29 protein-coding genes, 1 tRNA gene and 1 pseudogene are annotated in these 26216 nt (G+C 72.3%); 12 read left to right on the top strand and 19 right to left on the bottom strand.

Going from position 1 to position 26216, the window contains the following annotated elements:
- Positions 1 to 55: 55 nt before the first annotated feature.
- Positions 56 to 985, bottom strand: coding sequence for a DnaJ domain-containing protein (locus ACFVAJ_RS19545; protein WP_376947131.1), 930 nt, complete (start codon positions 983 to 985; stop codon positions 56 to 58).
- A gap of 109 nt (positions 986 to 1094) precedes the next feature.
- Between ACFVAJ_RS19545 and ACFVAJ_RS19540 the strand changes: the two genes are divergently transcribed.
- On the top strand, positions 1095 to 1523 hold the full coding sequence (locus ACFVAJ_RS19540) for a DUF1761 domain-containing protein (protein WP_376947811.1): 429 nt from the start codon (positions 1095 to 1097) through the stop codon (positions 1521 to 1523).
- 39 nt (positions 1524 to 1562) lie between these two features.
- Here the strand turns inward: ACFVAJ_RS19540 and ACFVAJ_RS19535 are convergent, their stop codons facing one another.
- Entirely contained in the window at positions 1563 to 3128 is a 1566-nt protein-coding gene (locus ACFVAJ_RS19535) for a methyltransferase (RefSeq protein WP_376947129.1), read from the bottom strand.
- Positions 3129 to 3136: 8 nt separating this feature from the next.
- A complete protein-coding gene (locus tag ACFVAJ_RS19530) occupies positions 3137 to 3778 on the bottom strand; it encodes an RBBP9/YdeN family alpha/beta hydrolase (RefSeq protein WP_376947127.1) in 642 nt (213 codons plus the stop codon).
- A 192-nt stretch (positions 3779 to 3970) separates the two neighbouring features.
- Between ACFVAJ_RS19530 and ACFVAJ_RS19525 the strand changes: the two genes are divergently transcribed.
- On the top strand, positions 3971 to 4309 hold the full coding sequence (locus ACFVAJ_RS19525; RefSeq protein ID WP_376947125.1) for a hypothetical protein: 339 nt from the start codon (positions 3971 to 3973) through the stop codon (positions 4307 to 4309).
- Between the two features lie 27 nt (positions 4310 to 4336).
- Here the strand turns inward: ACFVAJ_RS19525 and pnuC are convergent, their stop codons facing one another.
- From pnuC to ACFVAJ_RS19500, 5 genes are all read right to left on the bottom strand, one after another.
- A complete protein-coding gene (gene pnuC, locus ACFVAJ_RS19520; RefSeq protein WP_376947123.1) occupies positions 4337 to 5008 on the bottom strand; it encodes a nicotinamide riboside transporter PnuC in 672 nt (223 codons plus the stop codon).
- Positions 5005 to 5469 carry a DUF3054 domain-containing protein gene (locus ACFVAJ_RS19515; protein WP_376947121.1) on the bottom strand — a complete coding sequence of 155 codons (465 nt, stop codon included), beginning with the start codon at positions 5467 to 5469 and terminating at the stop codon, positions 5005 to 5007. Before ACFVAJ_RS19515 ends, pnuC begins: the two co-directional genes overlap by 4 nt.
- A 74-nt stretch (positions 5470 to 5543) precedes the next feature.
- The gene (locus ACFVAJ_RS19510; protein ID WP_376947119.1) at positions 5544 to 6320 is read right to left on the bottom strand and encodes an amino acid ABC transporter ATP-binding protein; all 777 of its coding nucleotides are present in this window, start codon (positions 6318 to 6320) and stop codon (positions 5544 to 5546) included.
- Complete coding sequence (locus tag ACFVAJ_RS19505; protein ID WP_376947117.1) at positions 6317 to 7327, bottom strand: amino acid ABC transporter permease; 1011 nt, start codon at positions 7325 to 7327, stop codon at positions 6317 to 6319. The genes ACFVAJ_RS19510 and ACFVAJ_RS19505 overlap by 4 nt, the downstream gene beginning before the upstream one ends.
- A 20-nt stretch (positions 7328 to 7347) precedes the next feature.
- Positions 7348 to 8250 carry an ABC transporter substrate-binding protein gene (locus ACFVAJ_RS19500; protein ID WP_376947115.1) on the bottom strand — a complete coding sequence of 301 codons (903 nt, stop codon included), beginning with the start codon at positions 8248 to 8250 and terminating at the stop codon, positions 7348 to 7350.
- A gap of 235 nt (positions 8251 to 8485) precedes the next feature.
- Here ACFVAJ_RS19500 and ACFVAJ_RS19495 point away from each other — a divergent pair, with 235 nt between their 5' ends.
- From ACFVAJ_RS19495 to ACFVAJ_RS19460, 8 genes are all read left to right on the top strand, one after another.
- Positions 8486 to 9694, top strand: a complete 1209-nt coding sequence (locus tag ACFVAJ_RS19495) for an MFS transporter (protein WP_376947113.1) — start codon at positions 8486 to 8488, stop codon at positions 9692 to 9694.
- Between the two features lie 11 nt (positions 9695 to 9705).
- On the top strand, positions 9706 to 10539 hold the full coding sequence (locus tag ACFVAJ_RS19490; protein WP_376947111.1) for an aldo/keto reductase: 834 nt from the start codon (positions 9706 to 9708) through the stop codon (positions 10537 to 10539).
- A 148-nt stretch (positions 10540 to 10687) separates the two neighbouring features.
- On the top strand, positions 10688 to 11614 hold the full coding sequence (locus ACFVAJ_RS19485) for a DUF4349 domain-containing protein (RefSeq protein WP_376947109.1): 927 nt from the start codon (positions 10688 to 10690) through the stop codon (positions 11612 to 11614).
- Between the two features lie 75 nt (positions 11615 to 11689).
- Positions 11690 to 12832 (top strand): acyl-CoA dehydrogenase family protein, encoded by a 1143-nt coding sequence (locus ACFVAJ_RS19480; protein ID WP_376947809.1) that lies wholly within the window; start codon positions 11690 to 11692, stop codon positions 12830 to 12832.
- Between the two features lie 91 nt (positions 12833 to 12923).
- The gene (locus ACFVAJ_RS19475) at positions 12924 to 13070 is read left to right on the top strand and encodes a hypothetical protein (RefSeq protein WP_157424635.1); all 147 of its coding nucleotides are present in this window, start codon (positions 12924 to 12926) and stop codon (positions 13068 to 13070) included.
- 10 nt (positions 13071 to 13080) lie between these two features.
- A complete protein-coding gene (locus ACFVAJ_RS19470) occupies positions 13081 to 13956 on the top strand; it encodes a metal-dependent hydrolase (protein WP_376947107.1) in 876 nt (291 codons plus the stop codon).
- Between the two features lie 76 nt (positions 13957 to 14032).
- The gene (locus tag ACFVAJ_RS19465) at positions 14033 to 14527 is read left to right on the top strand and encodes a cation:proton antiporter regulatory subunit (RefSeq protein ID WP_376947105.1); all 495 of its coding nucleotides are present in this window, start codon (positions 14033 to 14035) and stop codon (positions 14525 to 14527) included.
- Positions 14528 to 14540: 13 nt separating this feature from the next.
- On the top strand, positions 14541 to 15728 hold the full coding sequence (locus ACFVAJ_RS19460; protein ID WP_376947103.1) for a cation:proton antiporter: 1188 nt from the start codon (positions 14541 to 14543) through the stop codon (positions 15726 to 15728).
- Between the two features lie 13 nt (positions 15729 to 15741).
- Here the strand turns inward: ACFVAJ_RS19460 and ACFVAJ_RS19455 are convergent, their stop codons facing one another.
- Complete coding sequence (locus ACFVAJ_RS19455) at positions 15742 to 16863, bottom strand: LLM class flavin-dependent oxidoreductase (protein WP_376947101.1); 1122 nt, start codon at positions 16861 to 16863, stop codon at positions 15742 to 15744.
- A gap of 191 nt (positions 16864 to 17054) precedes the next feature.
- Here ACFVAJ_RS19455 and ACFVAJ_RS19450 point away from each other — a divergent pair, with 191 nt between their 5' ends.
- The gene (locus ACFVAJ_RS19450; protein ID WP_376947099.1) at positions 17055 to 17708 is read left to right on the top strand and encodes an NADPH-dependent F420 reductase; all 654 of its coding nucleotides are present in this window, start codon (positions 17055 to 17057) and stop codon (positions 17706 to 17708) included.
- 43 nt (positions 17709 to 17751) lie between these two features.
- The gene (locus ACFVAJ_RS19445) at positions 17752 to 18444 is read left to right on the top strand and encodes a DNA alkylation repair protein (RefSeq protein WP_376947097.1); all 693 of its coding nucleotides are present in this window, start codon (positions 17752 to 17754) and stop codon (positions 18442 to 18444) included.
- A gap of 6 nt (positions 18445 to 18450) precedes the next feature.
- Here the strand turns inward: ACFVAJ_RS19445 and ACFVAJ_RS19440 are convergent, their stop codons facing one another.
- The 10 genes and pseudogenes from ACFVAJ_RS19440 to ACFVAJ_RS19395 form a co-directional block, all read right to left on the bottom strand.
- Entirely contained in the window at positions 18451 to 19944 is a 1494-nt protein-coding gene (locus ACFVAJ_RS19440; protein ID WP_376947095.1) for an MFS transporter, read from the bottom strand.
- Between the two features lie 28 nt (positions 19945 to 19972).
- Entirely contained in the window at positions 19973 to 21160 is a 1188-nt protein-coding gene (locus ACFVAJ_RS19435) for a hypothetical protein (protein WP_376947093.1), read from the bottom strand.
- Positions 21133 to 21735, bottom strand: coding sequence for a hypothetical protein (locus ACFVAJ_RS19430; RefSeq protein ID WP_376947091.1), 603 nt, complete (start codon positions 21733 to 21735; stop codon positions 21133 to 21135). The genes ACFVAJ_RS19435 and ACFVAJ_RS19430 overlap by 28 nt, the downstream gene beginning before the upstream one ends.
- Positions 21732 to 22298, bottom strand: coding sequence for a hypothetical protein (locus ACFVAJ_RS19425; RefSeq protein ID WP_376947089.1), 567 nt, complete (start codon positions 22296 to 22298; stop codon positions 21732 to 21734). Before ACFVAJ_RS19425 ends, ACFVAJ_RS19430 begins: the two co-directional genes overlap by 4 nt.
- A gap of 29 nt (positions 22299 to 22327) precedes the next feature.
- The gene (locus ACFVAJ_RS19420) at positions 22328 to 23680 is read right to left on the bottom strand and encodes a hypothetical protein (protein ID WP_376947087.1); all 1353 of its coding nucleotides are present in this window, start codon (positions 23678 to 23680) and stop codon (positions 22328 to 22330) included.
- A 2-nt stretch (positions 23681 to 23682) separates the two neighbouring features.
- The gene (locus ACFVAJ_RS19415; RefSeq protein WP_376947085.1) at positions 23683 to 24015 is read right to left on the bottom strand and encodes a hypothetical protein; all 333 of its coding nucleotides are present in this window, start codon (positions 24013 to 24015) and stop codon (positions 23683 to 23685) included.
- 166 nt (positions 24016 to 24181) lie between these two features.
- Positions 24182 to 24254: transfer RNA gene (locus ACFVAJ_RS19410), tRNA-Ala, on the bottom strand.
- 62 nt (positions 24255 to 24316) lie between these two features.
- Positions 24317 to 25327 (bottom strand): hypothetical protein, encoded by a 1011-nt coding sequence (locus tag ACFVAJ_RS19405; protein ID WP_376947083.1) that lies wholly within the window; start codon positions 25325 to 25327, stop codon positions 24317 to 24319.
- Positions 25328 to 25380: 53 nt separating this feature from the next.
- Positions 25381 to 26043, bottom strand: a complete 663-nt coding sequence (locus ACFVAJ_RS19400; RefSeq protein WP_376947081.1) for a GNAT family N-acetyltransferase — start codon at positions 26041 to 26043, stop codon at positions 25381 to 25383.
- Positions 26044 to 26045: 2 nt separating this feature from the next.
- Positions 26046 to 26216, bottom strand: a pseudogene (locus ACFVAJ_RS19395) (UTP--glucose-1-phosphate uridylyltransferase); the annotation flags it as partial.

Here is a 26216-nt window from a genome sequence, read left to right as displayed (position 1 = left end):
CAACACCGCCGACCCCCGCGACGACGAACCGGGCAGTGCCCGGCACGGTGCGGGATCAGGCGAAGCGCACGACGGCCTGGAGCCGCGACCGGACCTCCATCACCTCGGTGCCGCCGAGGTGCGCCGAACCCGGCAGCCCCTCGCGCACCGCGCTCGCGAGGCGCGAGCTGCGCACGAGCGCGACGACCGCACCGCGATTCGTTCCGCCGAACTCGATCGGCTCGGCCGCGTACTGGTCGGGCACGACGACGACGAGCGCCGTCGGCCTGACCTTCGCGGCCTTGCCGATGGCCTTCGCCCGTGCGGCCAGCGCCCGGATCGGCCGTTCGCCGGCGAGCGCCTCGCCCACGAGCTCGCCGCGCTTCAGCGCCACCGGGCCGCCCCAGTCCTCGGACTGGATCGCGAAGAGCCCCGTCGGGCCGAGCACGAGGTGGTCGAGCTTCGGCGGGAGCCCGGGGCCCGCGGCGTTCGTCGCGAGGTCGTGCCAGATCGTGTACGCGATGCCGAGCGTCGAGAGCGAGCGTGCGGTCGCCTCCTCGGCGAGCGCGTCGGCGAGCACGTGGCGGATGTCGCGGGGGGCGCTGCGCACGAGCGCGGGGTCGTACGGGTCGGCCAGCGGCACGCCGCGGCCCACCCATTCGCGGATGAGCGCGAGGTACCGCTCGCGGGAGAGCCCGCCGGGGTGGCCGTACGAGCGGGCGAGCGGGCGCGAGTCGTGCCGCGGCCGGGGCGGGGCGGGCGCCCACGTCGCACGGGTGGGCGCCGCGACGCCGCCCGAGCCCCGGTCGAACGCCGCGCGCGCGGCAGGCGTGCCGACGAGCGCCCAGGCGCGCTGCACCGCGTGGAAGCGGGCCGGGTCGCCGCCCGTGTCGGGGTGTGCCACGCGCAGCGCACGCCGATACGCCGCGCGGAGCTCCGCGGCATCCGCGTCGGAGGCGACGCCGAGCACCTCGTACGGTGAGTCGGAGAGCGGGGAGTCGGGCATGGGCTCGCTTTCGATCTGCGACCACGACAATACCCCGCTGCGCCGCGCCTCGGGTCTAGACTGCGGAGCAATCCGGCCCACCGGGCCGCACAAGCGCCGGGAGGCCGCGATGCTCGTGGAGGTCAACTACTGGGCGGTCGTCATCGCGACGCTCTCGACGATGCTCGTCGGCTCGGTCTGGTACACCCCGAAGGTCTTCGGCAACTACTGGATGCGGGTCGCCAAGGTCGACGACTCGGGCGACCGCGGGGCCGTCGGCCCGATCCTCACGACGCTCATCGTGAGCTTCATCTCGGCGTGGGTGCTCGCGATCGCGGCACAGATCGCGTGGACGGCGCTCGGCGGCAACTACCTCGGCATCACGATGATGACGGGCCTGATGCTCTGGGCGGGGTTCACCGCGGCGCGCTTCATCACGCACGACGCCTTCGAGGGGCGCCCGCCCGGCCTCACCATCCTGAACATCGCGCACGAGCTCGTGACCGTCATCGTGATGGCGCTCATCATCGGCGTCTGGCCGCCCGCCGGCACGGTCTGATCTCGGTTCCGCGTTCGCGGGCGGATGCCCCGTGCCCGATCACGCCTCGGGCAGCAGCAGCATCCCGTCGTCGATGAGTTCGCGCACCGCGGGCAGCAGTTCCTCCGAGAGCGCCGACTCGTCGACCTCGAGCAGCTGGGCGAGCGCGGCGACGATCGCCCCGATCGCGAGCTCGCCGTCGCAGGCGCCGACGAGGGCGGCGAGGCCCGTGCCGGGCGAAACCGTGCGACCGAAGCCGCCGCCCTGCCGCAGCAGCATCGCCGTGGGGTCCTCGTCGCCCGGCCAGTAGTGCCGCTCCTCGGTGACGTCGCCGGCGACGCGCAACCGCAGCAGTCCGAGCTCGACATCGCTCGTGCGCGCCTGACTGTCGTGCGCGGCGAGGGCGGCCGCGAGGTGCCCGCCGAGGGCGGCCGCGTCGGTGCCGAGCGGGCCGTGGCGACGCTCTGCCCGTGCGAGCGGCGCGGTCGGCGCAGCATCCCGCCGCTCGTCGGGCCGGCGCAGCAGCACATAGCCGAATCCGACGTGCTCGACGCCGCGCGCCTCGAAGTCGTCGAGCCAGGCGTCGTAGAGCCGGTCGAACGCCGGCGTGCCGGGGCGGGTGCCGCCGTCGCGGATCCAGGTCTCGGCGTACTCGGCGACCGACTGCACCTCGCGCTCGACGATCCAGTGCTCGAGGCCGTCGGTCCAGGCGACCGCGCGGGCCAGGCCGTCGGCGTCCGCGCCGTCGCCGGCGCGGTACTCCCAGTTCGCGAGGAGCTGCGCGATGCCGCCCCGCTCGAGGTGCTCGGCCGCGCCCCGCACCACTGCCTCGACGAGGGCGTCGCCCACCATCCCGCCGTCGCGGTAGTCGTACTCGGGCACGCCCTCGGTGCGCGGCGTGATCACGAACGGCGGGTTCGACACGATGCGGTCGAAGCGCTCCCCCGCGACGGGTTCGAAGAGGCTGCCGAGGCGCAGCTCGACACCCTCGATGCCGTTGAGCAGCAGGTTCATGCGGGCCAGCGCGAGCGCCCGCTCGGAGATGTCGGTCGCGACGACCTCCTCGGCGAACCGCGAGGCGTGCATGGCCTGGATCCCGCAGCCCGTGCCGAGGTCGAGCACGCGCTTCGCCCGAGTCGGCAGCATGAGGCCCGAGAGCGTCGTCGAGGCGCCGCCGACGCCGAGCACGTGGTGCTCGCCGAGGGCGTGGCCGAGTGCGAGCTCGCCGAGGTCCGAGAGGATCCACCACAGTGCCGATCCGTGCTCGTCGGCGAAGGCGTAGGGGCGCAGGTCGAGGGCGGCGGCGACCTGCCCGCCCGACTCCCGCACGAGCCCGAGCTCGACGGCGCCGTCGACCCCGAGGGTCGCGAGCGCGTCCTCCGCCTCGGCGGCGGGCACCGGGAGTCCGAGCACGAAGAGCTCGGCGAGCGCCGCGAGCGGTGCGGATGCCCCGTGCTCGCCCCGGCGGGCGTCGAGCACGCGCCGTGCGGGCACGCGCTCGCCCCGGTGCAGGGCTGCGGCCGCGTCGTCGCCCCAGAGCGCGTCGAGGGCGTCGACGGTGTAGTCGGCGCGACGGAGGTCGGCAGCGAGCCGGGCGAGGAGTTCGGGGCTGGGTGCGGCTTCCACCCGACCATTCAAGCGCAGCGCACGGGCGGGTGCGGCGGTCGGCGCACGGCCAGGGCCGCATCGACGAGGTCGAGGACGAGCGGGAATGGTCCGAAGCCGTCGTCGATCGTGAGGTGGCCGCCGCCCTCGACGACGATCCGTTCGAGGCCGAATCGGGCCGCCAGCCCCTCGGCCTCGACCGGCGAGTACTCGTCGACATCGCCCGAGACCACGACGGGGGGCTCCTCGCTCGCCGCGGCCAACGCGGCGACCGCCTCGGGCGCGGCCCGCTCGTCGGCCGCACCGCTCGCCGTCGCGAACGACGCGAGCTCGGGGATCGCCGTCACGACCGCGTCGGAGGGCGGCGCGACGAGCAGCACCCGCCGCGCGACGGGGTCGCCGAGGCCCGCAGCGGCCCGCGCCCTGGCGTGCGCGACCCAGAGCAGGCAGCCGAGGCTGTGGGCCACGACCGTGAGCCGCGCGGAGTCGGTGCCGTGAAGTTCGGCGTCGAGCGCGGCGAGCCAGTCCGCGCGATCGGGAGCGTCGGGCTCGGGCAGTTGCGGGTACCGCACCTCGTGGCCGAGCCCGCGCAGCTCGTCGGCCAGCCAGCGCTGCCAGTGACCCTCGGGCCGGCGGTTCTGCCAGCCGTGCAGGATGAGCACCTCGGCCATGGGGTCCCTCCCTCTCACCGCGGACGCCGTTCGCCCGCGACGCCCATTCAAACCCGCTGCGGCACGCCGGCGCACCGTGCGCGTCATACAGGCGTCATCTGCGCGACATCCTGGATTGCGCCCCGTAACCCGAGCGTCACACGGTGCGCGTAGCGTGGGCGTACGATCGTGGCAGCGAGGGGAGGTCGCACAATGGCAGAGACACCGGCACCGGCGCTCGAACGCCTGCGTCGAGACGCGCGCGACGAACTCGCCGCGCTCATCGAACTGCGCTGCCGGCTCGGCGAAGACCCGTGGGAGTTCCTGCCCGAACTCCCCTCGGTCGACGAGCAGGTCGTCGCGACGCTCCGCGAAGACCGCCTCCGCTCGGAGGAGTGGGGTCCGGCGCGTTCCCGCGCCTATCACCCCGCCGCACCCCAGGGCGAAGCCGCCCGGTTCGAGTTCGACCTCCTGCGCGGCATCGCGCTGGAGCATCCCGAGCTGAGCGCCGCCGTCTGGTCGGTGCTCGACCGGGTTCCCGCCGCCTGGTGAGGTTCGCGCCCCCGACCGACCGGGCCCTCAGGCCGGGTCGGAGAGCGATTCGGCGCGACGCCGTTGCACGCGCATCCAGGTGAAGAAGCCGAGCAGCGTGAACGCGCCGTAGAACAGGTACATCAGCGCCGAGGCGTAGTACCCGGCCGAGACGAGGAGCGGCACGCCGACGATGTCGACGGCCACCCAGATCAGCCAGAACTCCGTCCAGCCCTTGGCCATGCCCCAGGTCGCGAGGAGCGACCCCATGAAGATCCAGGCGTCGGCCCACACCGGCTCGAACGAGCCGAGCGCGCGGAAGATCGGGGTGAGCACGAGCGTGCCGCCGATGAGGAGCCCCACGAGCAGCAGCCGCTCGCGACCGCTCGCCCATCGCGGGTCGACCGCCGACGCACCCTCCGCCGCGTTGCGGTGACGGGACCACTGCACCCAGCCGTAGATCGAGACGCAGATGAACATCAGCTGCCGTCCGGCCTGCCCGAGCAGGTTGACCGGGTTGGGGGTGTCGAAGACGGCGCCCATGAAGACGGTGAAGAGCAGCGCGTTGCCGACGATGCCGACCGGCCACGCCCACACCTTGCGCCGCAGCCCGCCGAGGGCGCTCGCGAGCCCGAACAGGTTGCCGACGATCTCGCGCCAGAGGATCACCTGGTCGCCGATGACGAGCTGGGCGTCGAAGAGCCACTCGATCGGGTTCACGGTGCGGCCGATGCGCCGTTCGCCTCGGCCTCCGCCGCGGCACGCGCGGCCCGCCGTCGGGCGCGGAGCCCCTCGATCGCACGCCAGCCGAGCAGGAAGACCGCGAGCGTCACCGTCGCGACCACGATGAAGGCGAGTTCGGTGCCCTGGCCGGAGGCGGCGCGGAGTGCCATGCCGCCTGCGACGGTCACGGCCCAGACGACGACGCCCGTCGGCCAGAGCGCCAGCGGGCGGCGCCAGGCGAGCGAGACGAGCCACCCCACGGCGAGCGCCACGAGGAACGGCCACCCGGTCTGCCAGATGCCCGCGAGGTCGACGCCTTCGGCGTGGCTGCGGCGGCCGATCACCACGAAGAGGACGACGAGCACGGCATCGACGAAGAAGGCGGCCACTGCGCCGGCCGTGGTCGGCGGGGCCGACTGCGACGGGCCGGCGGGCGACGGGACGCTCTGGCGATTCACCCCTCAATCGTAGAGCCCGGTGGGGCGGGCGCGATCGCCTGCTCCACCGGGCTCGTCCGAATTCGACTCGGAGGTCAGAGCACCTTCGAGAGGAACGCCCGCGTGCGCTGGTGCTGCGGGTTCGACAGCACCTCGCGCGGGTCGCCCGACTCGACGACGACGCCGCCGTCCATGAAGACGAGCGTGTCGGCGACCTCACGGGCGAAGCCCATCTCGTGCGTCACGACGATCATCGTCATGCCGCTCTTCGCCAGCTCCTTCATGACCTCGAGCACCTCGCCCACGAGCTCGGGGTCGAGCGCCGAGGTCGGCTCGTCGAAGAGCATGAGCTTCGGCTCCATCGCGAGCGCCCGGGCGATCGCGACACGCTGCTGCTGGCCGCCCGACAGCTGCGACGGGTAGTAGTCGCTGCGCTCGGCGAGGCCCACGCGTGCGAGCAGTTCGAGCGCACGCGCCTTCAGCTGCGCCTTCGGCAGCTTCTTCTTCAGCAGTGTCGGCGCGAGCATCACGTTCTCGACGGCCGTCATGTGCGGGAAGAGGTTGAAGCGCTGGAACACCATGCCGATGTCACGGCGCTGCTTCGCGGCATCCTTCGGGTGCAGCTCGTAGATCTTGTCGCCGTGCTGGCGATAGCCCACGAGCTGGCCGTCGACCGACAGGCGGCCGGCGCTCACCGTCTCGAGATGGTTGATGCAGCGCAGGAAGGTCGACTTGCCGGAGCCCGACGGGCCGACGAGGCAGAGCACCTCGCCCCGCTTCACCTCGAGCGAGATCGACCGCAGCACGGTGTTCGAGCCGTAGGCCTTCGACACCGCCTCGGCCTTCACCATGGGGGTCTCCGCGGCGTTCATGCGCCTCCTCCCGGGCGGTTCTTGGGCGGCACCGCGCCCGGATCGACGCCCGCGTCGACCGCGGCGACCGCACTGGTCTCGACGGTCGGCTTCTGCGGGGCGGGGCGCTGGTCGACGCCCTTCGCGTAGTGCTTCTCGAGGTAGTACTGGCCGACCATGAGCACCGAGGTGATCGCGAGGTACCAGATGGAGGCGACGATCAGCATCGGCACCGGCTGGTAGGTCTTCGCCGCGATGTCCTGCGTTCGGGTGAACAGCTCGAGCGTGAACGGCACCGCGATGACGAGCGAGGTCGTCTTCAGCATCGAGATGACCTCGTTGCCGGTCGGCGGGATGATCACGCGCATGGCCTGCGGCAGGATGACCCGGCTCATGGTGTGCCACCAGCCGAGGCCGAGCGCCGTGGCCGCCTCCTCCTGGCCGCGGTCGACGGCGAGCAGGCCGGCGCGCACGATCTCCGCCATGTAGGCGGCCTCGTTCAGCGCGAGGCCGATGATCGCGAGCGCGAAGTAGCTCAGCAGGTCGCTCGTCGTGATCGAGAGCCACGGCTCGGAGAACGGGATGCCGACGTCGATCGTCTTGTAGATGACGCCGACGAGGCCCCAGAACACGAGCTGCACGTACACCGGGGTTCCGCGGAAGAGCCACAGGTACACCCAGGCCACCGACTTCACGACGGGGTTCGGCGAGAGCCGCATGACGGCGAGGACCACGCCCAGCACGATGGCGATGACCATCGAGTAGACGGTCAGCTGGAGGGTGTACCCCGCGGCTTCGACGACGCGCGTGTCGAAGAGGTACTTGCCGACCTCGGGCCAGTTGTACACGGGCCGGTTGACGGCTGCGTCGACCACGAAGAGGACGACGAGCAGGACGAGGACGACGGCGAGGACGATGCGCCACGGGTGGCGCAGCTTGATGGCCTTGATCGCCTCGGGCGGCGTGTCGCTTCCGGTGCCGGCTGGCGGGGTCTCGGACCCCGCCGGCCGGGACTGCATGTCGGACATGACTGCGGTCGTTTCCCGGATCAGTTGGTGGCGCCGTTGATGACGGCCTCGTCGACGGCACCCGACTCGATGCCGGCGGCCGTCAGGATCTCGAGGTAGGTGCCGTCGTCGATGAGCGACTGCAGTGCGGCCTGCACGGCCTTCGTCATCTCGCCGCCCTTCTGGGTGGCGAAGCCGTACGGTGCGGCGTCGAACATCTCGCCCACGGACTCGAGCTGGCCGTCGAGCTTGGCGACCGCGTCGCCCGTGACGGGCAGGTCGGCCGAGAAGGCGTCGGCCTTGCCGTTGACGACGGCGTTGGTCACCTCGGGCTGGCCCTCGAACGGCAGGATCTCGATGGCGGGCTTGCCCGCGTCGACGCACTCCTGGCTGCGGGCGGGCAGCTCGTCGGTGTGCTGGATGGTGCCCGACTGCACGGCGACGGTCTTGCCGCACGCGTCATCGGGGTCGATGTCGCTGCCGGCGGGAGCGGCCCACAGGCTGCCCGCGTTCAGGAAGTCGACGAAGTCGACCGACGCCTGGCGCTCGACCGTGTCGGTGAACGACGACGAGCCCATGTCCAGCGCCCCCTCCTGGATGCGCGGGATGATGCTGTCGAAGCTCAGGATCTCCCATTCGGGCTCGAGGCCGAGCTTGGCGGAGACCGCCTCGGCGAGGGTGACGCCCCAGCCGGTCGGGTTGCCCGCGTCGTCCTTGTACTCGTTGGGCGGGTACTCGGCGTCGGTGCCGATGCGCAGCACGCCCGAGTCCTTGACCTCGGCGGGCAGCAGCGCGACCGCGGCGTCGTCGGCCGTGATCGTGGCGGCGGGGGCGTCGCTCCCGGTCGAGCCGCCCTCGCTCTCGGCGTTGTTGACGCAGCCAGTGAAGAGCAGGGCCGCGGCGGATGCGACGGCGGCCGGCAGGAGAAGTCGGCGGATGTTCATGTTGGTACCTCTGTCGTCACGCGATCATTTTGGGACAAGACGGCTGAGCGCAATCGCAGGGCTCCGTCGCCGTACGGAGAGAGCCTAGACCACGGCGAGCGCCACGCATGCATCTCTGCGGATCACGATTCGACAGCGATTGGAATCGCGCGTTCTGCGCCGATAAGACGCAAGATTCCGTACTTTCAGCGCGCGTCCTCGCACAGCGCCGAGCGATCGATAGGCTGGGCGCACTGTGGGAAGCTACTCCGAACTGCTGAAGACCTCGGGCGTCGCACGCATCATCGCCGCCCAGCTGACGGCGCGCTTCCCGTTCGGGATGCTCTCGCTCGCCTTCCTCCTCCACGTCGAGCAGCAGACGGGCTCGTACGGCGCTGCCGGCCTCGTCCTCGCGGCGACGTCGATCGGCCAGGCCATCGCCGGCCCCTTCACGAGCCGCCTGATGGGTCGCTTCGGCATGCGCCCCGTGCTCATCATCACCCTCGCCGTCTGCGTGACGGGAGTGGTCGCGATCGCCGTGCTGCCGCTCACCGTGCCCCTCTACATGGCGGTCGGCTTCGTGGCCGGGCTCGCGACCCCGCCCGTGCAGCCCGCCGTGCGCACCATCTATCCGAAGATGGTGAACTCCCGCCAGCTCACGCCGCTGTTCTCGCTCGACGCCTCCGCCCAGGAGATCATCTGGGTGGTGGGCCCCGTCGTCACCACCTTCGTCTCCACGCAGATCGGCACCATCTGGGGCATCCTGCTCGCCGCCGCGATCATGGTCGTCGGCGGCGCCTGGTTCATCTCCTCGCCCGAGCTCGGGCGCGTGCGCATTCCGCGCTCGAAGCGCAAGCTCGGCGTCGTGCTGACCCGTCCGCCCGTGCTGCTCGCGACGGTGGTCGGCTTCCTCCTCATCGGGGCGTGCGCCGCGATCGAGGCGGGAGTCGTCGCGGTGTTCGGGCACGACGGCGCCGAGGCGGGCATCGTGCTCGCGATCTTCTCCGTCGGCTCGCTCGCGGGCGGGCTCTTCCTCGGCCACGTGCCGATCGGCCCGTGGTCGACGGCCCGCCGCATGTTCATCGTCTTCGCAGGCACGGCCCTCGCCGCGTTCGTGATGGACTTCTGGTGGCTCTCGATCACCCTGTTCATCGCCGGCATCGGCATCGCCCCCGCGCTCGCGGTGCTCTTCGCCATCGTCTCGGCGAGCGTCAAGTTCTCCGACACGGCCGAGGCGTACGGCTGGGTCGGCACGGGCCAGCTCATCGGCGCGGCGCTCGGCTCGGCGCTCGCGGGCTTCCTCATCGACGGCTACGGCGCCCAGGGCGCGTTCTGGGCGGCGACGGGGCTCGCGTTCCTCGGCTTCCTCGTACCGGCGCTCGCCCGGCGATGGCACCCCGATCTCCGCGGCCGCGACGCGAGCCCGATCCCCGACACCGAACCGGTGCCGTTGCAACCGAGTTAGAAACCCGCAGGATGTCACGAAACCTCGATCCCGCTCCGCTGCTGCCGCTCGCCGACGGCGCGGCCATCCCCCAGCTCGGCTACGGCCTCTACAAGGTGCCGGCCGCCGACGCGACCCGGCTCAGCCTCGAGGCGATCGACGCCGGGTACCGCCACCTCGACACCGCGGCCTTCTACGGCAACGAGCGGGAGGTCGGCGAGGCGGTGCGCGCGGCGCCGGTGCCGCGCGAGGAGCTCTTCGTCACGAGCAAGGTCTGGAAGGACGACAACGGCTACGACGAGGCCCTGCGCGCGTTCGACGCCTCGATGGCGCGCCTCGGTCTCGAGCGGCTCGACCTCCTCCTCATCCACTGGCCGGTGCCGTCGACCGACCGCTACGTCGACACGTGGCGCGCGCTCGTGCGTCTCCGTGACGAGGGCCGGGTGCGCTCCATCGGCGTCGCGAACTTCCACGCCCACCACGTCGAGCGGATCATCGGCGAGACCGGCGTCGCCCCCGTCGTCAACCAGGTCGAGCTGCACCCGTGGCTCCCTCAGACCGAGCTGCGCGCGTTCGACCTCGCCCACGGCATCCTCACCGAGGCGTGGTCGCCGCTCGCGCGCGGGCGGGTGCTCGACGACCCGGTGCTGGCCGGGCTCGCGGCCCGCCACGGCCGCACCCCGGCGCAGATCGTCCTCCGCTGGCACGTGCAGCTCGGCAACGTGGTCATCCCGAAGGCGTCCTCGCCCGAGCGCATCCGCGAGAACCTCGACGTCTTCGACTTCGAGCTGCGTCTCGGCGACCTCGCCGAGATCGCCGCGCTCGAGAGCGGCGAGCGCACCGGCCGCGACCCCGACGACGACTGATCGCATCCGTCCGTCACGGCGCGGTCACGCCCGGATCACAGCGCGGTCACGGCGCGGTAACGGCCTGATCACGGCCGCAATCCGATCGTGACCCGACTCCCAGCGGGCGTCCAGACATCGGCTCCGACCCCGGTCGTAGCCTGACCGCATGAGACGACTCCTCCCCGCGGCCGCGGCCGCCGCGCTCACCGTTCTGCTCCTCGCCGGGTGCTCGATGGGCTCGGGCAGCGAGAACTCCGGCGTCCCCGAACCGGCGATGCCGATGCCCGCGGAGGGCGGCGAGTCCGGGCAGTCCGCCGACGAGGCCGCCGGCGACGGCGCCGAGGGCGCGACGGCGACCCAGAGCGTCATCACGACGGGTCGCATGTCGATCACCGTCGACGACCCGCTCGCCGCGGCCGAGGAGGCGGCCGAGCTCGCCGGCGACGCCGGCGGGCGGGTCGAGAGCCGCAGCGAGCAGCCCGGCTCGGGCTCGTCCTCGCCGCGGGCCGAACTCGTGCTCCGGGTCCCGGCCGACGGGCTCGACGCGGTCGTCGACGAGCTCCGCGGGTTCGGCGACGTCAACGGGGTGACGATGGATGAATCGGATGTCACCGCGCAGCGCAAGGACCTGGACGCGCGCATCGAGGCCCTCGGCGCCTCCGTCGACCGCCTCGAGCAGTTGCTCGCGCAGGCCGAGACGATCACGGATCTCATCGCGATCGAGGCGGAGCTGACGACCCGGCAGGCCGAGCTCGACAGCCTCACGCAGCAGCGCGACTGGCTCGTCGACCAGGTCGACTACTCGACGCTCACGGTCGAGCTGATCACGGTCGAGACGGCCCCCGACACCGCGCCCGACGACTTCTGGAGCGGGCTGGCGGCAGGGTGGTCGGCGCTCGTCGGATTCGCCTCGGCGCTCGGCGTCGCGATCGGCGTGCTGCTGCCGTGGATCGCCGTGCTGCTCGTGCTGGCGGCGATCGTCGTGCTCGTGGTGGTGCTCGCGACCCGCGGTCGCCGTCGGGCGACGTCCGCAGCGCCCCCGGCCGATCCGCGGGCCCCTGCGCCCTCCCCCGACGACGAGCGCCGGGCGTAGTCTGGCGGCGTGAGCGCGACGACCGAGAACCCGACGCCAGAGTCCACGACGACGAACTCCCCGACGCCCGAGCCCCTGCTCGGCGACGAGCTGCTGGAGCGATTCCGGGCGAGGGCCGCGGAGTCCGATCGCGACAACACGTTCTTCGACGACGACCTCGCCGAACTGCGCGCTGCGGGCTACCTCACCGCGCTCGTGCCGGTCGAGTTCGGCGGCCTCGGCTGGTCGACGCTCGACGTGGTGCGTGCGCAGCAGCGTCTCGCGGGTGCCGCGCCGGCGACGGCCCTCGCGGTGAACATGCACCTCGTCTGGACGGGCGTGGCGAAGGTGCTCCGCGACCGCGGCGACGACTCGCTCGAGTTCGTCCTTCGCGAGGCCGGGGCGGGCGAGATCTTCGGCTTCGGCATCAGCGAAGCCGGCAACGACCTCATGCTCTTCGGCTCGCGCTCGACGGCCGAGCCGCAGCCCGACGGCGGCTACCGCTATTCGGGGCGCAAGATCTTCACCTCGCTCTCGCCGGCGTGGACGAGGCTCGGCACGATGGGCCTCGACAGCGTCTCGCCCGACGCCCCGAAGCTCGTCTACGGCTTCATCGACCGCGAAGACCCCGACGTCCGGATCCTCGACGACTGGAACACGATGGGCATGCGGGCCAGCCAGAGCCGCACGACGGTGCTCGACGGCGCGTACGCCCCCGCCGATCGCATCGTGCGTCGCCTCGACCCGGGTCCGAACGCCGACCTCCTCGTCTTCGGCATCTTCGCGAACTTCGAGCTGCTCCTCGCCTCGGTGTACACGGGCATCGGTGCGCGGGCCCTCGATCTCGCGGTCGCGGCGGCGCACCGGCGCACCTCGATGAAGTACGACGGCCGCCCGCTCGCGCACGACCCCGACATCCGTTGGCGGGTCGCCGACGCCGCACTGGCGTACGACGCCGTGCCGCCGCAGCTCGAGGCCGTGGCGCGCGACCTCGACGGGCTCGTCGACCACGGCGCCGGCTGGTTCCCGAAGCTCGTCGGGGTGAAGGTGCGTGCCACCGAGACCGCGAAGCACGTCGTCGACCAGGCGGTGCGGGTGGCGGGCGGATCGAGCTACTTCGCCGGATCGGAGCTCGGCCGGCTCTACCGCGACGTGCTCGCGGGCATCTTCCATCCCTCCGACGACGAGTCCGCGCACGCCACGGTCGCGAACGCGTGGCTCGGCCCCGTCCCCGACTGACGGCGGCGCGTTTGGCTAGACTTGCGAGGGCGGCGAACGTCGCCAACGCACACTGGAGGTCGTTGTGAACGTCGTCGCCACCATCATCGCCATGGCATTTTTCGTCTTCGGCATGTGGGTCATGAGCATCGCCCCCGAGGTGGCCGGCTTCGAGGCGGCGACCTTCTTCTCCGGCATCATCGCCGTGGCGCTCGCACTCGCGATCCCGTTCCACGTGCTCGGCCGCGCCGACGACTGAGCGCGCCCCGATGACCCTTCCGGCGCACGACACCCGCGTCACCTACCCCACGGGCGCCCTCGGCGAGCGCGCACGGGTGCTGCACGTCGCACCCGCGGGCGACGGCCTCGACGCCGTCGTGACCGATGTCACGGCCTTCCACCCGGTCGACGCCGCCTGGCCCGACCAGCCCGCCGACACCGGGACGATCACGCTCGCCGACGGGGCACAGGCCCCGGTGCGCGACGCGGTCGTCGCGGCGAGCGACGGCGAGGCGCTGCACCTCGGCGCCGACATCCCGGTGCGCAAGGGCACCGAGGGCTGGGCCTTCCTCGTCGCGCACCTCGTCGACGAGGGGTCGGCGATCGCCGAGGGCGACGAGGTCGAGATCACGGCCGAGGCCACGGCGCGCCGCGCCCTCTCCGCCGGGCACACGGCCTGCCACGCGGCATCCCTCGCCCTGAACCTCGCGCTCGAGGGCCGCTGGTCGAAGCCGGCGCGCACCGATGCGCTCGGCCGCCCCGACTTCGACGGCATCGCGATCGCCTCGAGCCGGATCGAGCCGAACGGCTCGCTCGACCGGTACCGGCTGAACAAGTCGCTGCGGCGCGCGGGATTCGACGTCGCCGGGCTCGCCGAGGAGCTCGACGCCCTCGGCCGGGCGGTCTCGGCGACCGTCGGCGAGTGGGTCGCGGCGGGCTCCCACGTGCGCATCGATCGCGACGGCGACGGCCTCACCGACCGCAGGTACTGGGTCGCCGAGCTGCCGGGCGGCACGGCATCGATCGCCTGCGGCGGCACCCACGTCGGCTCCCTGGCCGAGCTCGGCCGGGTCGAGGTCTCCCTCGAGCTCGTCGACGACGCCGGCACGCCGGTGCTCGAGATGCGTACCCGCACCGGCGCCTGAGCGGCCCGCACCGGGGCTTCCAGCACACCGACGCCGAACGGCCGCGCCACCGCCGAACGGGGTTACGATTACCGACGTGGGTATTCGCATCGAGAAGGTCGATCTGCCTGGGATCGGCGTGCGTCACGACCTCGTGACCGAAGCCGGGCGCCGCATCAGCGTGGTCTCGCATCGCGACGGCGAGCGCGATCTCGGCGTCTTCGACATCGACGACCCCGACGCATGCCGCGATTCCGTCGCGCTGAACGACGACGAGGCGGCGGCGCTCGCCGACGTGCTCGGCGCCTCGGTCATGCTGAGCCGCCTCACGAGCCTCTCCGACGAGACCGCGGGCCTCTACACCGAACAGATCGCGCTGCCCACCGACTCGCCCTACCTCAACGCCACGCTGGGCGACACGAAGGCCCGCACCCGCACGCACGCCTCGATCGTGGCGATCGTGCGCGACGGCGCGGTGATCCCCTCCCCGACGCCTTCCGAGTCCCTGCGCGCGGGCGACGTCATCGTCGTCGTCGGCACCCGCGAGGGGCTCGACGGCGTCTCGCGCCTGCTCGCCAACGGACCCGACTGACGCCGGGCCCGGTATGCATGAGACGACGCTCCTCCTCATCGAAGTCGGCGCGCTGCTTCTCGGCATGAGCCTGCTGGGGCGTCTCGCCCTCCTGATCGGCCTGTCGCCGATCCCGTTCTACCTCCTGCTCGGCCTCGCCTTCGGCGACGGCGGCATCTTCCCGTTCGACGCGAGCATCGAGTTCCTGCAGACCGGCTCCGAGATCGGCGTCATCCTGCTGCTCGCGCTCCTCGGCCTCGAGTACACGGCGACCGAGCTCTTCGACAGCCTGAAGTCGGCTCGCAAGCCGGGCATCCTCGACGGGCTGCTGAACGCGCTGCCCGGCGCGGGGCTCGCGCTCCTCCTCGGCTGGGGCCCCGTCGCCGCGGTCGCGCTCGCCGGGGTCACGTGGGTGTCGTCGTCGGGCGTGATCGCGAAACTGCTGCGCGACCTCGGGCGCCTCTCGAACCGCGAGACGCCCGCCGTGCTCGGCGTGCTCGTCATCGAGGACCTCGCGATGGCCTTCTACCTGCCGGTGCTCTCGGCGATCGTCGTCGGCGTGAGCCTCTGGCAGGGCGCCATCGCCGTCGCGGTCGCCGTCGCGGTCGTCGCGGTGATCCTCTACATCGCGCTCCGGCACGGACACCTCGTGTCGCGGCTCTTCCCCGCCGACCACGCCGAGCCACTGCTGCTCGGGGTGCTCGGGCTCACGATGCTCGTCGCCGGCCTCGCCCAGGAGGTCTCCGTGTCGGCCGCCGTCGGCGCGTTCCTCGTCGGCATCGCGCTCTCGGGGCGGGTGGCGGCGAACGCCAGCCAGGTGCTGACCCCGCTCCGCGACCTCTTCGCGGCCACCTTCTTCGTCTTCTTCGGGCTCACGACCGACTCGTCGGGGCTCATGTCGATGCTGCTGCCCGCGCTCCTGCTCGCCGCGATCACCATCGTGACGAAGCTCATCACGGGCGCCTATGCGGCCAGGCGGGCGGGGGTCGGCACGCTCGGCCAATGGCGCGCCGGCTTCTCGCTCGCCCCCCGCGGAGAGTTCTCGATCGTCATCGCCGGGCTCGCGGTGAGTGCGGGCGTCGAGCCCGCGATCGCGCCGCTCGCCACGGCCTACGTGCTCATCACGATCATCGCGGGCACCTTCCTGACCCGGCTGCCCGATGCGACGTGGTTCCGCGCGGCCGTGCGCGCCCGGCAGCAGCGCGCACGGCTCTCGTCATAGGGCGCGTCGCCGCCTACTCCCCCGGGCCGGCGTTCGCCGCGGCGTCGGCGCGGTCGGCCCGCGCGAGCGCGGCGGCGGCATCGAGTTCGGCGGCATCGGCGGCGGCGAGCAGCTCGCGCACGCGCGGCACGACCTCGCTGCCGTAGCGCTCGATGCTCCCCATCATCGCCTCGTGCGGCAGGGTGCCGTTCGAGTACTTGAGGTCGAAGCGCACGGCGCCGATGGTGCGCATCGCGCTCGCGATCTTGCGTGCGACGGTCTCGGGCGAGCCGGCGTAGAGCGCGCCGTGCTCCGAGGCCTCGGATTCGAAGTGCTCGCGGGTGACGGCACCCCAGCCGCGCTCGCGGCCGATGCGGTCGATGATCACCTGGTAGTGGGGCCACAGCGTGTCGAGGGCCGCCTCGTCGGTGTCGGCGATGAATCCCGGCGAGTGGATCGCCACCGGCTGCACCGGCTTGCCGAACTGCGCGAGCGCCTTCCGGTAGAGCTCGGCGAGCGGCGCGAAGCGCGCCGGGCTGCCGCCGATGATCGCCAGCACGAGCGGCAGTCCGTAGTGCGCGGCGCGCACGACCGACTCGGGGCTGCCGCCGACGCCGACCCAGGTCTTCAGATGCCCGTGCTCGACCGGCGGGAAGACGAGCTGGTTCTCGAGCGGCGGGCGGAGTTCGCCGGTCCACGTCATCGGCTCCTGTTCGAGCAGGGCGGCGAAGAGGTTCAACTTCTCCTCGAAGAGCTCCTGGTACTGGCTGAGCTCGAAGCCGAACAGCGGGAACGACTCGATGAACGACCCCCGCCCGAGGATGACCTCCGCGCGCCCTCCGGAGAGGCCGTCGAGGGTCGCGAAACGCTGGAACACCCGCACGGGGTCGTCGGAGCTCAGCACCGTCACGGCCGAGCCGAGGTGGATGCGCTCGGTGCGCCCGGCGATCGCGCCGAGCACGACCTCGGGGGCCGACACGGCGAACTCGTGCCGGTGGTGCTCGCCGATGCCGAAGAAGTCGAGGCCGAGCCGGTCGGCGAGCACCGCCTCCTCGACGACGTTCCGCAGCACCTGGGCGTGCGGCAGCGCAGTGCCGTCGGGGCCCGCCGTGACATCCCCGAAGGTGTCGAGTCCGAATTCGTAGCGCTCGGTCATGCCGGCCCTTCTCTCCGCGTCTGCATGCGTATGCATGCTTCTTGGCGAAACCCGTGACGCCACGAGACTATTCCCCCGCTCGCCCCGGCGGCCAGCACCCGAACGGGAATGCCCGCCCTGCCGCCGGCGTTGGCATTCCATGTCGACGCATCAATCTCGTGGTCGCGCGTCGGGAATGGGAGCATGGAACGGTGACGGAACGTCCGGTGATCGGCATCTTCGGAGCGGGCAAGGTGGGCACCGCCCTCGCCCGGCTGCTCGTCGACGCCGGCTACCGCGTGCTCATGTCGGGTTCGCCCCGGCAGACCGCACTCGAGCTGCTCGTCGGCGTGGTCGCCCCCGGCGCCGAGGTCGTCGCACCCGACGTGCTCGCCGCCGAGGCGCGCATCATCATCGTCGCCGTGCCGTTCGGCAAGGCCGGCACCGTGCCGTGGCCCGCGTTCGACGGCCGCATCGTGGTCGACGCCATGAACTACTGGCCCCCGGTCGACGGCAACATCGCCGAGGTCGACGACGACCCCCGCACGACGAGCGAGCAGAACGCCGCCCGCAACCCGCGCGCCCGAGTCGTGAAGTCGCTCAACCACCTCGGATACCACGAGATGGAGGACGACAGCCTGCCCGCCGGCGACCCGCTGCGCCGCGCGCTCGCGGTCGTGGGCGACGACGGCGAGGCACGGGCCGAGGTCGCCGCACTCATCGACGCGATCGGCTTCGACCCCGTCGACGGCGGCGCACTCGCGCACGGCGTCGCCCTCGAACCCGGCCACCCGGCCTTCGGCCGCGAGCTCTCCGCCGCCGAACTCGCCGCGCTGCTCACGCCCGTCGCCCACCTCGCCGCCTGATCCCCCTACGCTGTTCCCCGACGGCACGAACCGGGGGGCGAGCATGGACGCTGCGGAGCTGATCGGCCGACTCGAGGCGATGGCGAGCGAGACCGAGCGGGTGAAGTACCGGCGGTACTTCCCCGACGACGACGCCGCGCCGTTCATCGGCGTGCGCATGGGCGCCGTCTTCGACCTCGCGAAGACCGCGCTGGACCTGCCAGAGCGCGAACTCGAGCTGCTGCTCGAGGAGCCGACGCACGAGGTGCGCGCCCTCGCCTGCAGCATCATGGGCAAGTCCGCCGCGCACCGGACGAGCGACGAGACCCGCCGCACCGCGCTGTACGGGCTCTACCTCCGCCGCCACGACCGCATCGACCAGTGGGATCTCGTCGACCTCGCCGCCCGCGACGTCATCGGGGCGCACCTCCTCGAACGCGATCGCGCGCCGCTCGACCGGCTCGCGGCATCCGATTTCTGGCCCGAACGGCGCACCGCGCTCGTCGCGACCTTCGCGTTCCTGAAGCACGGTCAGACCGACGATGCCTTCGCCCTCGGCGAGCGCCTCGCGCTCGACGAGGCGCCGTTCGTCCAGAAGGCGGTCGGCTGGGTGCTGCGGGCGGCGGGCGACCTCGACGAGGCGCGGCTCGTCGCGCTCGTCGAGCGCCACGCGGCGAGGATGCCCCGGGTCGCCCTCCGCGCCGCGATCGAGCACCTTCCGAAGGAGGAGCGGACGCGCGTGCTCGCGATCCGCTGAGCGCGCTCAGCCCTCGTCGGATGCCTCGCCGCCGAGCGGACGGCGCTCCCGACGCCGGGCGCCGAGGTCGGCCACGCCGATCGCGAACGCGATCGCGACGAACACGGCGACCGCGAGCATTCCGACCGCGTACGCGTCGTGGTAGACGACGAGATCGGGATCACCGTCGGCCTCGCGGAAGATCGTCGAGTAGAAGAGGGAGAGCGTCACCGCCGTGCCGATCGCGGTGCCGATGCGCTGGCCAAGCTGACCGACCGAGCCCGCGAGGCCGCCCTGCTTCACCGGGATGTCCATGAGCGTGAGCGTCTGGTTCGGCGAGACGACGAGCCCGCCGCCCGCGCCGCCGATGATCATGGCCCCCGCCATCGCCCACGGCGTCAGCTCGGGAGGGGTCACGATGGCCAGGAGCACGAGCAGCCCGATGCCGATGAGCAGCAGCACGAGCCCCCAGACGACCAGCGGTCGCCCGATGCGGTTCACGAGGTTGCCGCCGAGCCAGGAGCCGACGGCGCTCATGAGCGCGAACCCGATGCCCACCATGCCCGCGTAGACCGCCTCGAGGCCGAGACCGTGCTGCAGGTAGAGCGTCGTCAGCAGGAACATCGACGGCATCGCCGCGAAGTAGACGGCGGCGAGCGCGGTGCCGTTGCGGAACGAGCTCACGGCGAAGAGGTTGAGCGGCACGAGCGGATGGCGCCCCGAGGCCGCGTAGTGGCGCTCCCACGCGATGAACGCCGTCGCGGCGAACACGAACACCACGAGCACCCACCAGCGCGCCGGATCGTCGTCGGGCGAGCCGGTCGTGAAGAGGAACGGCCACATCAGCGAGATCACCGTGACCGCGAAGAGGCCGAGCCCGATGGGGTCGAGCGAGAGCGGCTTGCCGGACGGATGACGCGTCTGCGGGAGCAGCCAGACGGCCAGCGCGATCGCGGCGAGCGCGAGCGGGACGTTGATCCAGAAGATGCCGCGCCAGCCGTCCTCGGGGCCGCCGATCGCGATCATGAGGCCGCCGAGCGTCGGGCCGAACGCGGTCGCGAGCCCGATCGTCGCACCGAAGAGGCCGAAGGCCTTGCCCCGCTCCTTGCCGTGGAAGAGCTCCTGGATGATGCCGAGCACCTGCGGCATCTGGATGCCCGCGGCGACGCCCTGGAGGAGTCGGGCCACGAGCAGGACCGTGGCGTTCGGCGCGAGGGCCGCGACGAGGCTCGTGAGCGTGAACAGGCTGAGGCCGATCACGAACAGGGTCTTGCGCGATCGCTGGTCGCCGATGCGCCCAGCCGGTACGAGCGTGAGGCCGAACGTCAGGACGTAGCCCGCGACGATGAGCTGCAGCTCGGTCGAACCGGCGTCGAACGCGTCCTCGATGGCGGGCAGGCCGACGTTGACCTTCGAGAGATCGAGGATGGTGAGCGCCGCGACCGCGACGCAGACCCAGTACGCACGCCAGCGGTGCTGCTCCGAAAGCGGGATGGAACGGGTGACGGGAGGCACGGACATCCGTTCCAGCCTATGCCCGGGGGCACGGTCACCCGCGCAGCGGGCCGCCTCGCTCCTGTCGACGCGCGATCGGCGGCAGGGTCGCGAGCGCGATCACCGCGATCGACTGGACCGCGAGGGCGGGGCGCAGCATCGTCCAGAGCTCGCCCGGATCGCTGAGGATCACCACGAGCTGCGTCACCGGCGTCAGTGCGGCGACCAGCACGACCCACCAGAGCGCGCGGGAGCCGAGCATCCCGCGGCGCGAGGGAGCCAAGCCGTCTGCACGCCCCGCGGAGAGCGCGAGGACGAGCGCGCCGGCCACGATCGACCCGCTCGCGAGCCAGGCGCTCGCGGCCGGGGCGACCGCCGCGGCGAGGCCTGCTCCTGCGAGCATCGGCGCGAGCGCGATGAGCGCGATGCCGGCGAACGCGCCGAGGTCGGGCCGCACGGGATCTCCGCGTTCGATCCGTGGGTCTGCCGAGCGTCCGCCCCGCGCCCTCCAGTCCTGGGCGCGCGCGATCTCGGAGAACGCGACGAGGCCGAGCACCATCATGCACTGCACGCCGAAGAACCAGCCGACGTACTCCGACGCTGCGCCGGGGTCGGCGAACGCGATCGCGAGCAGGAGCACGGGCGAGAGGGCGCCGAGGGCCGCGGTCCAGCGCAGGGCGACGGGGCTCAGCCGGCCGATGCGCCGGGGCGCGTTCGCGACGCCGCGGCCCGCCGTGACCGCGAGCACGAGCTCGCCCGCGAGCAGGAGGACGGTCGAGACGGCGTCGCCGATGGCGCGGTCGAGCCCGACGAGTGCGGCGACGACGACGGTGACGGGGGCGAGTGCCACGAGCGCGACGCCGACCACCGCCCCCGGATCGGCCGGCCGGTCTTCGACGACGCGCGTCGGCAGGGCCGTCGGCCGCGCACTGCCACGCGGGCGCGGCACGGTCGCCGCGGCCTCGCCCACGGGCGCCGCCGCGGCGGCGTCGGCGAGCTGCGAGGTGAGCACCCCCCGACGCACGAGCACGTCGAGCGCCGTGCGGCGGTCATCGGCGGCCGTGGTGTCCACCACGCCCAGCGCCGGGGCGCGGCCCCCGCGCCGGGCCCTCCCGGCGCCCGGTGCCGCGTCGCGCTGGATCGCGTCGAGTTCGACGAGGATGTCTCGCGGGTCGCGCCCGCCGGGCGTCTGCTTCGCCCACCGCTGCAGGTCGATCACGGCGTTCGCCCGTCCGGTGCCCATGCGAACGTGCTCACGATCGCATCGCTCAGGATGAGGCACGACTCGAGCAGTTCTTCGTCGACGGGCTCGGTGCCGTCGCGCAGCACGGCCGTCGAGATGAGCACCGCCTCCCGACGCGACGTACCCGGCACCGGAACGAGGTAGTTGACCTGCTCGTTGACCGCACCCTCGAACCCCTCGAGCTTCGTGATCGTGCGCCGCCAGCGCACGATCGTGCGGTCGTCGCCGAGGAAGTCGGCCTCGTGGCTCCGAAACAGGTCGGCGACGCGGCCGTCGAGCGAGGCACCGCCCGGCTCGGTGAAGCGCGTCGCGGTGATCGACATGGGGACGAGCGTGGTGCCCTCGGCGCCGCTCGGCAGGTAGATCGCGATGCCCGAGCGCTCACGCAGCTCGCGGAACGCGGACTTGACCGTCATCGTGAGCTCGAACTCGAGGTCGGGGCGCGCGTACGCGCGCATCTTCGCCCGCATCCGGTCGAGGAGTTCGCGCTCGGACTCGGTCGACGGATCGTGCCGCACCCATCCCGGCGGGAAGAGCATGCGGAACGACGGGACGACCGGGGTGAGGGGGCTCATGCGCGCTCCAGGACGATCGAGTCGACGAGTGCCCACAGCTCGGGCGCCATCAGCCCGATCGAGTCGGCGTCGCCGCTGCGGGCGATCACCGCGACGCGGGCCCCCGGCGGGGTGAACACGTAGCCGAGCTCGGCGACCGTCGGACCGTCCTCGTCGTCGCCGACGATGCGCGAGTACCCCACGCCCGCTCCGAGGCCCGCGGCGCGCACCTCGAGCGGGCGCACGGCGACGAAGCTCGGCAGGGCCGCGATCTCCTCAGCGGGGCTGAGCAGGTCGTCGTCGGCGCGCTCGGTGATGAAGAGCTGCGCGACGCCCGCGGCCGGCAGGCCGTACGGGCAGTACCACAGCGCACCGGAGCGCCCCGGGTCGAGACCGTAGACCTGCGCCGCGAGCAGTTCGGGCAGCTGCGCCGCGAGCGGCGAGTCGACCCAGGCGGCCGAGATGTTCGACGTGGCCGCGGTGCTCCGCGCCCACTCCTCGAGACCGAGCCCCTCGGGCGTCGGGAACGCCGCCGGCACCGGCAGCCACCACTTGCTTTCGTAGTCGAGCGAGTAGGTCAGCACCGCTCCAGCATACGGATGCCCCGCGCCGGTCACCGGCCGGACCGTGCCAGCTCGCCGGCCCAGCGGTCGGCGTCGGCCGCGTCGCCGGCGTCGCCGATCATGCCGTCGATGTCGTTGTACGCGCCGTAGCCCGGCTTCGGAACGCTGTCGATGACGTTGAGCGCGATGTCGACCGCGCCGTTGCCGTGCTGCGCACCGTCGAGCACCGTGCCCGCGAGAGCGCCGTTCACGCGGTTGGTGACCGCGGGGCCGGCACCCGAGAAGACGTCGGTCAGGACGTTCGAGATCGGCGCCGACGAGCCGCCGGTGATGCGCGACCAGCCCGCGAGGCCCGTGTACGAGATGCCGTCGACCGAGTTGCGCACCGAGGCGATCTGCTCGAGGATGCCGCGGCTCTGGGTCAGGTTGCCCGCAGAGTTCGTGACCGGTCCGTGCAGGAAGTTCTGCAGCCCGCGCAGTGCCCGCAGCTCGCGGAACGCGGAGATGCCCACGAGGTCGCTGCCGAACCCCTTCGCGAAGGTGCCGAACCGCGACGCGAACGTGCCGGCGCCCTTGAAGAGCGTGCCGAGCTTCGCGAGCCTCCCGAACGGGAACACGCCGATCGCGGCGATCAGGATGTCCTGCCAACCGCCGCGCCCGGCCGCCACCTTCCAGACCGTGAGCGCGAGCGCGGCGAGTCCGACGATTGCGGCCGCGAGCAGGATGAACGGCCCGCCGATCACGATCGCGGCGATCGCGAGGGCGACGCCGACGAAGGTGAGCACGGTGAGGATCACCTCGATCGCCGGGAGCGCGTTGTCCCAGAAGCTGTCCTCCACGCCGCGGTCGTTGGCGTCCTCGAGCCCGTTGAGGGCCCGGTCGTACGCCTCGTCCCAGGTGTCGTAGGGATCGTCGTACTTGCGCGCCTCCGCCTCCCACGCGTCGTACGCCGCGTCGCGCGAGCCGCGCAGCTCGTCGAGCTCCTGCTCGCGCTGGGTGGTCTGCGTCGCCGTCTCGTCGGCCGGGGGCACCTGCGTGCTGGCGTCGCCGAACGAGCCGTTCGCCGACTCGTAGGCGCTCCAGAGCTCGATGCAGTTGTCGACGATGGTGTCGATCCGCGGCTGGACGCTCGACATCGCCTCGCCGTACTGGCGGATCACGCGGCCGCTCGGCTCGTAGCGCTCGCCGGCCTTCGCGAGGTCGGCGTGCACCTCTCCGGCGGTCTCCTTCAGGCTGTCGATCGAGTAGCCCTTGCCCTTCGCGCCGTCGACGATGGCCCGGAGCAGCGCAGCCGACTCGCGCATCTGCAGGCCGAGCGACTCCATCTCGCTGCCCCGCCTGGTGATGGTGCCGCCGTCGCCGGCGATCTTGCGGATCTCGTGCCCTCGGGGGGAGTTGTGCATGCTCACGCCTTCCTCGGCAGGTTCTTCGCTTCGTCCTGATCGACCGAGAGCGAGAGTGCGGCCTCCTGGTCCCAGTCCTTCCACCCCTTGCCGACGTCCTCGACGTGCTGCTGGAGCTCCGCGATGTCCTGCTTGAGGGTCTCGCGCTTGTCGTTCCAGGCGCCTTCGAATCGGTCGACCTGGTCGCGGAGCGCCCCGCGGCCGAGCGGGCGGCCGATGGCCGACTCGAGCGAGTTCGTGCGCGAGCCCGCCTTGTCGAACTCGACGATGATCTGCTTCAACGACCCGTTGAGCTCGTTGAGCACCTCGTACGGGATCTCGACGTCGGCACTCATACCACTCCTTCTCGCAGGTCCACTGGCCCAGCCCTCGGGCTCGCTTCAGACTAGAGGCCTCGCACGCGCCGCCGGAATGGGGAGAACTCACCATGTCGCGGACGGCCGATGCCGACGGCTGGAGATGCACGAAGGGCTCCCGCGATGCGGGAGCCCTTCGACTCGGTGGACCCAGGGGGATTCGAACCCCCGACCTTCTCATTGCGAACGAGACGCGCTACCAACTGCGCCATGGGCCCGAGCGAGAAAGAGCCTATCACCCTTCAGGGGGTGGTTCTGACCACGGCCGCCCCGTTGGGCGTCAGCCCGCAGCCCGGCGCCGCCGGAGCACCGCGTCGAGGTCCTCGAAGCCCGGACGCGAGTCGTCGACGATGCCCATGCTCGCGTACGGGCTCGCCGCGGACGGCCGGTCGGCCCGACGCGTGTCGGGCGCGGCTGCGGCTGCGGATGCCGCGGGGGTGATCGACGGCACGGGAGGAGCGAGGCGCTCGGCGCGCCGCGCCACGGCGGCCTCCGACTCGGCGCGCTTGAGCTCGGCGGCGGCCTCGATCGACGCCATCGCGGTCGCGGCGATGGTGCCGCGCGAGAGGTGCAGCGGGCGGGGCAGCGGCTGCGGCGTCCAGCCGGCAGGCTCGGCGACGGTGTCGGGGAGCTCGATGGGCTCGAACTCGGGCGCCGCGGTCCTGACGGGCTGCGCGACGCTCGACGCCTGGCGCGGCGGACGCACCCGCGCGAGCGCGACGAGCCCGCCGAACGAGGCGAGGAAGACGATGCCTGCGACGCCGGCGATGAGGAGCGACGCGCCGAAGACGGTCGCCACGAGTCCGCCGATGACGGTGAGCAGGGCCGCGAACGCCGTCAGCGAGCAGGCGGCGCGCTTGCGGCGCAGGGCGAGCCGGGCGGCGCGCCCTGCGGAGTCGGGCGCGCTCGTGGGCAGCGCGATGGGCTCGGTGACGGGGGCGCGAGCGGCCAGCGCGGCGTCGGCGCGTGCGCGCGCGGCATCCGCGACCTCTTCGGCTTCGCGCCGCTCGGCGATCGCGATCTGCTCGGCCGCCTCGGCGGCGAGTCTCGCGGTCTCCTCGTGCTCGTGGAGGATGCGCTGCTGGGTCGCGACCTCGCGGGCCGTCGCCTCGACCACGACCGGCTCGGGCGTCTCGGCGGTCTCGGCGAGGATGCGCAGCGTCTGCTGGAGGCGGACGGCGTTCCGCTCGGTCGCGAGGTACTGCCGACGACGCAGCCAGTTCGGCAGCAGGTACGCGATCCACAGGGCGGCGGCCACCGCCACCAGGACTCCCCCGCCGATCACATCCATGGCGACAACATTAAGTCACCGGGCGTCGCTGCCCCGACCAGACTCGGGCGTGTTCAGCGATCTGTCAGGGGAAGTGGTCGTTCGCTCGCGGCCAGGTCCGCTGCGGCGACCCGTGCGGCCCCGCTCGGCACCCGCCCGTCGCGCCACCTCCGGAGCACGCCGCCGGGCACTTCCTCCGCGACGAGGGCGAACGAGAAGTGGTCGCGCCAGTGCCCGTCGATGTGGATGAATCGACGCCGGAGCCCTTCGTAGCGGAAGCCGAGCTTCTCGACCACGCGCAGGGACGGGCCGTTCTCGGGGCGGATGCAGATCTCCATGCGGTGGAGGCGCAGCACCCCGAAGCAGTAGTCGGTCGCGAGCGCGACGGCCGTGGGGGTGATGCCGCGCCCGGCGACCTCCTCGGAGACCCAGTAGCCGATCGTCGCCGAGGAGAGCGAGCCGTAGCTGATCGACGAGACGTTCAGCTGGCCGACGAGCTGCCCGTCGACCTCGACCACGAACGGCAGCCCGTGCCCGCTGCGCGCGTGCGCGAGGAGATTGCGGATCGACGCTCGCGCGTCGATGAACGAGCCGCCGCCGGGATAGGTCGCCTCCCACTGGCGCAGCCAGCTGCGATTGGCGAGCAGCACGCGCTCGAGCGCCTTCGCATCGCGGACGCGGATGGGCCGGAGCGTGACCTCGCCGTCACGGAGCGTGGGCAGGGCGACCGCGGCCATCGTCAGTCGGTTTCGAGGTCTGCGGTGTAGTCGACGAGCCAGGACCGGAGCTCGGCACCGAGGTCGTCACGATCGACCGCGAGCTGGATCACGGCCTTGATGTAGTCCAGCTTGTCGCCCGTGTCGTACCGGCGACCCCGGAACACGACCCCGTACACCCCGCCCGTGCCCTG

This window comes from Agromyces sp. NPDC057679 (genome assembly GCF_042799635.1).
GTDB lineage: Bacteria > Actinomycetota > Actinomycetes > Actinomycetales > Microbacteriaceae > Agromyces.
Note: the sequence above shows the minus strand (reverse complement) of the source record. Positions and strands in the feature narration are given on the sequence as shown.

Bases quoted from the DNA above. Each gene is read 5' to 3' on its own strand.
- ACFVAJ_RS19545 (WP_376947131.1), bottom strand. From the start codon at position 985: ATGCCCGACTCCCCGCTCTCCGACTCACCGTACGAGGTGCTCGGCGTC.
- ACFVAJ_RS19540 (WP_376947811.1), top strand. From the start codon at position 1,095: ATGCTCGTGGAGGTCAACTACTGGGCGGTCGTCATCGCGACGCTCTCG.
- ACFVAJ_RS19530 (WP_376947127.1), bottom strand. From the start codon at position 3,778: ATGGCCGAGGTGCTCATCCTGCACGGCTGGCAGAACCGCCGGCCCGAG.
- ACFVAJ_RS19525 (WP_376947125.1), top strand. From the start codon at position 3,971: ATGGCAGAGACACCGGCACCGGCGCTCGAACGCCTGCGTCGAGACGCG.
- ACFVAJ_RS19510 (WP_376947119.1), bottom strand. From the start codon at position 6,320: ATGAACGCCGCGGAGACCCCCATGGTGAAGGCCGAGGCGGTGTCGAAG.
- ACFVAJ_RS19505 (WP_376947117.1), bottom strand. From the start codon at position 7,327: ATGTCCGACATGCAGTCCCGGCCGGCGGGGTCCGAGACCCCGCCAGCC.
- ACFVAJ_RS19500 (WP_376947115.1), bottom strand. From the start codon at position 8,250: ATGAACATCCGCCGACTTCTCCTGCCGGCCGCCGTCGCATCCGCCGCG.
- ACFVAJ_RS19490 (WP_376947111.1), top strand. From the start codon at position 9,706: ATGTCACGAAACCTCGATCCCGCTCCGCTGCTGCCGCTCGCCGACGGC.
- ACFVAJ_RS19485 (WP_376947109.1), top strand. From the start codon at position 10,688: ATGAGACGACTCCTCCCCGCGGCCGCGGCCGCCGCGCTCACCGTTCTG.
- ACFVAJ_RS19475 (WP_157424635.1), top strand. From the start codon at position 12,924: ATGGCATTTTTCGTCTTCGGCATGTGGGTCATGAGCATCGCCCCCGAG.
- ACFVAJ_RS19470 (WP_376947107.1), top strand. From the start codon at position 13,081: ATGACCCTTCCGGCGCACGACACCCGCGTCACCTACCCCACGGGCGCC.
- ACFVAJ_RS19460 (WP_376947103.1), top strand. From the start codon at position 14,541: ATGCATGAGACGACGCTCCTCCTCATCGAAGTCGGCGCGCTGCTTCTC.
- ACFVAJ_RS19455 (WP_376947101.1), bottom strand. From the start codon at position 16,863: ATGACCGAGCGCTACGAATTCGGACTCGACACCTTCGGGGATGTCACG.
- ACFVAJ_RS19445 (WP_376947097.1), top strand. From the start codon at position 17,752: ATGGACGCTGCGGAGCTGATCGGCCGACTCGAGGCGATGGCGAGCGAG.
- ACFVAJ_RS19440 (WP_376947095.1), bottom strand. From the start codon at position 19,944: ATGTCCGTGCCTCCCGTCACCCGTTCCATCCCGCTTTCGGAGCAGCAC.
- ACFVAJ_RS19435 (WP_376947093.1), bottom strand. From the start codon at position 21,160: ATGGGCACCGGACGGGCGAACGCCGTGATCGACCTGCAGCGGTGGGCG.
- ACFVAJ_RS19430 (WP_376947091.1), bottom strand. From the start codon at position 21,735: ATGAGCCCCCTCACCCCGGTCGTCCCGTCGTTCCGCATGCTCTTCCCG.
- ACFVAJ_RS19420 (WP_376947087.1), bottom strand. From the start codon at position 23,680: ATGCACAACTCCCCCCGAGGGCACGAGATCCGCAAGATCGCCGGCGAC.
- ACFVAJ_RS19415 (WP_376947085.1), bottom strand. From the start codon at position 24,015: ATGAGTGCCGACGTCGAGATCCCGTACGAGGTGCTCAACGAGCTCAAC.
- ACFVAJ_RS19405 (WP_376947083.1), bottom strand. From the start codon at position 25,327: ATGGATGTGATCGGCGGGGGAGTCCTGGTGGCGGTGGCCGCCGCCCTG.
- ACFVAJ_RS19400 (WP_376947081.1), bottom strand. From the start codon at position 26,043: ATGGCCGCGGTCGCCCTGCCCACGCTCCGTGACGGCGAGGTCACGCTC.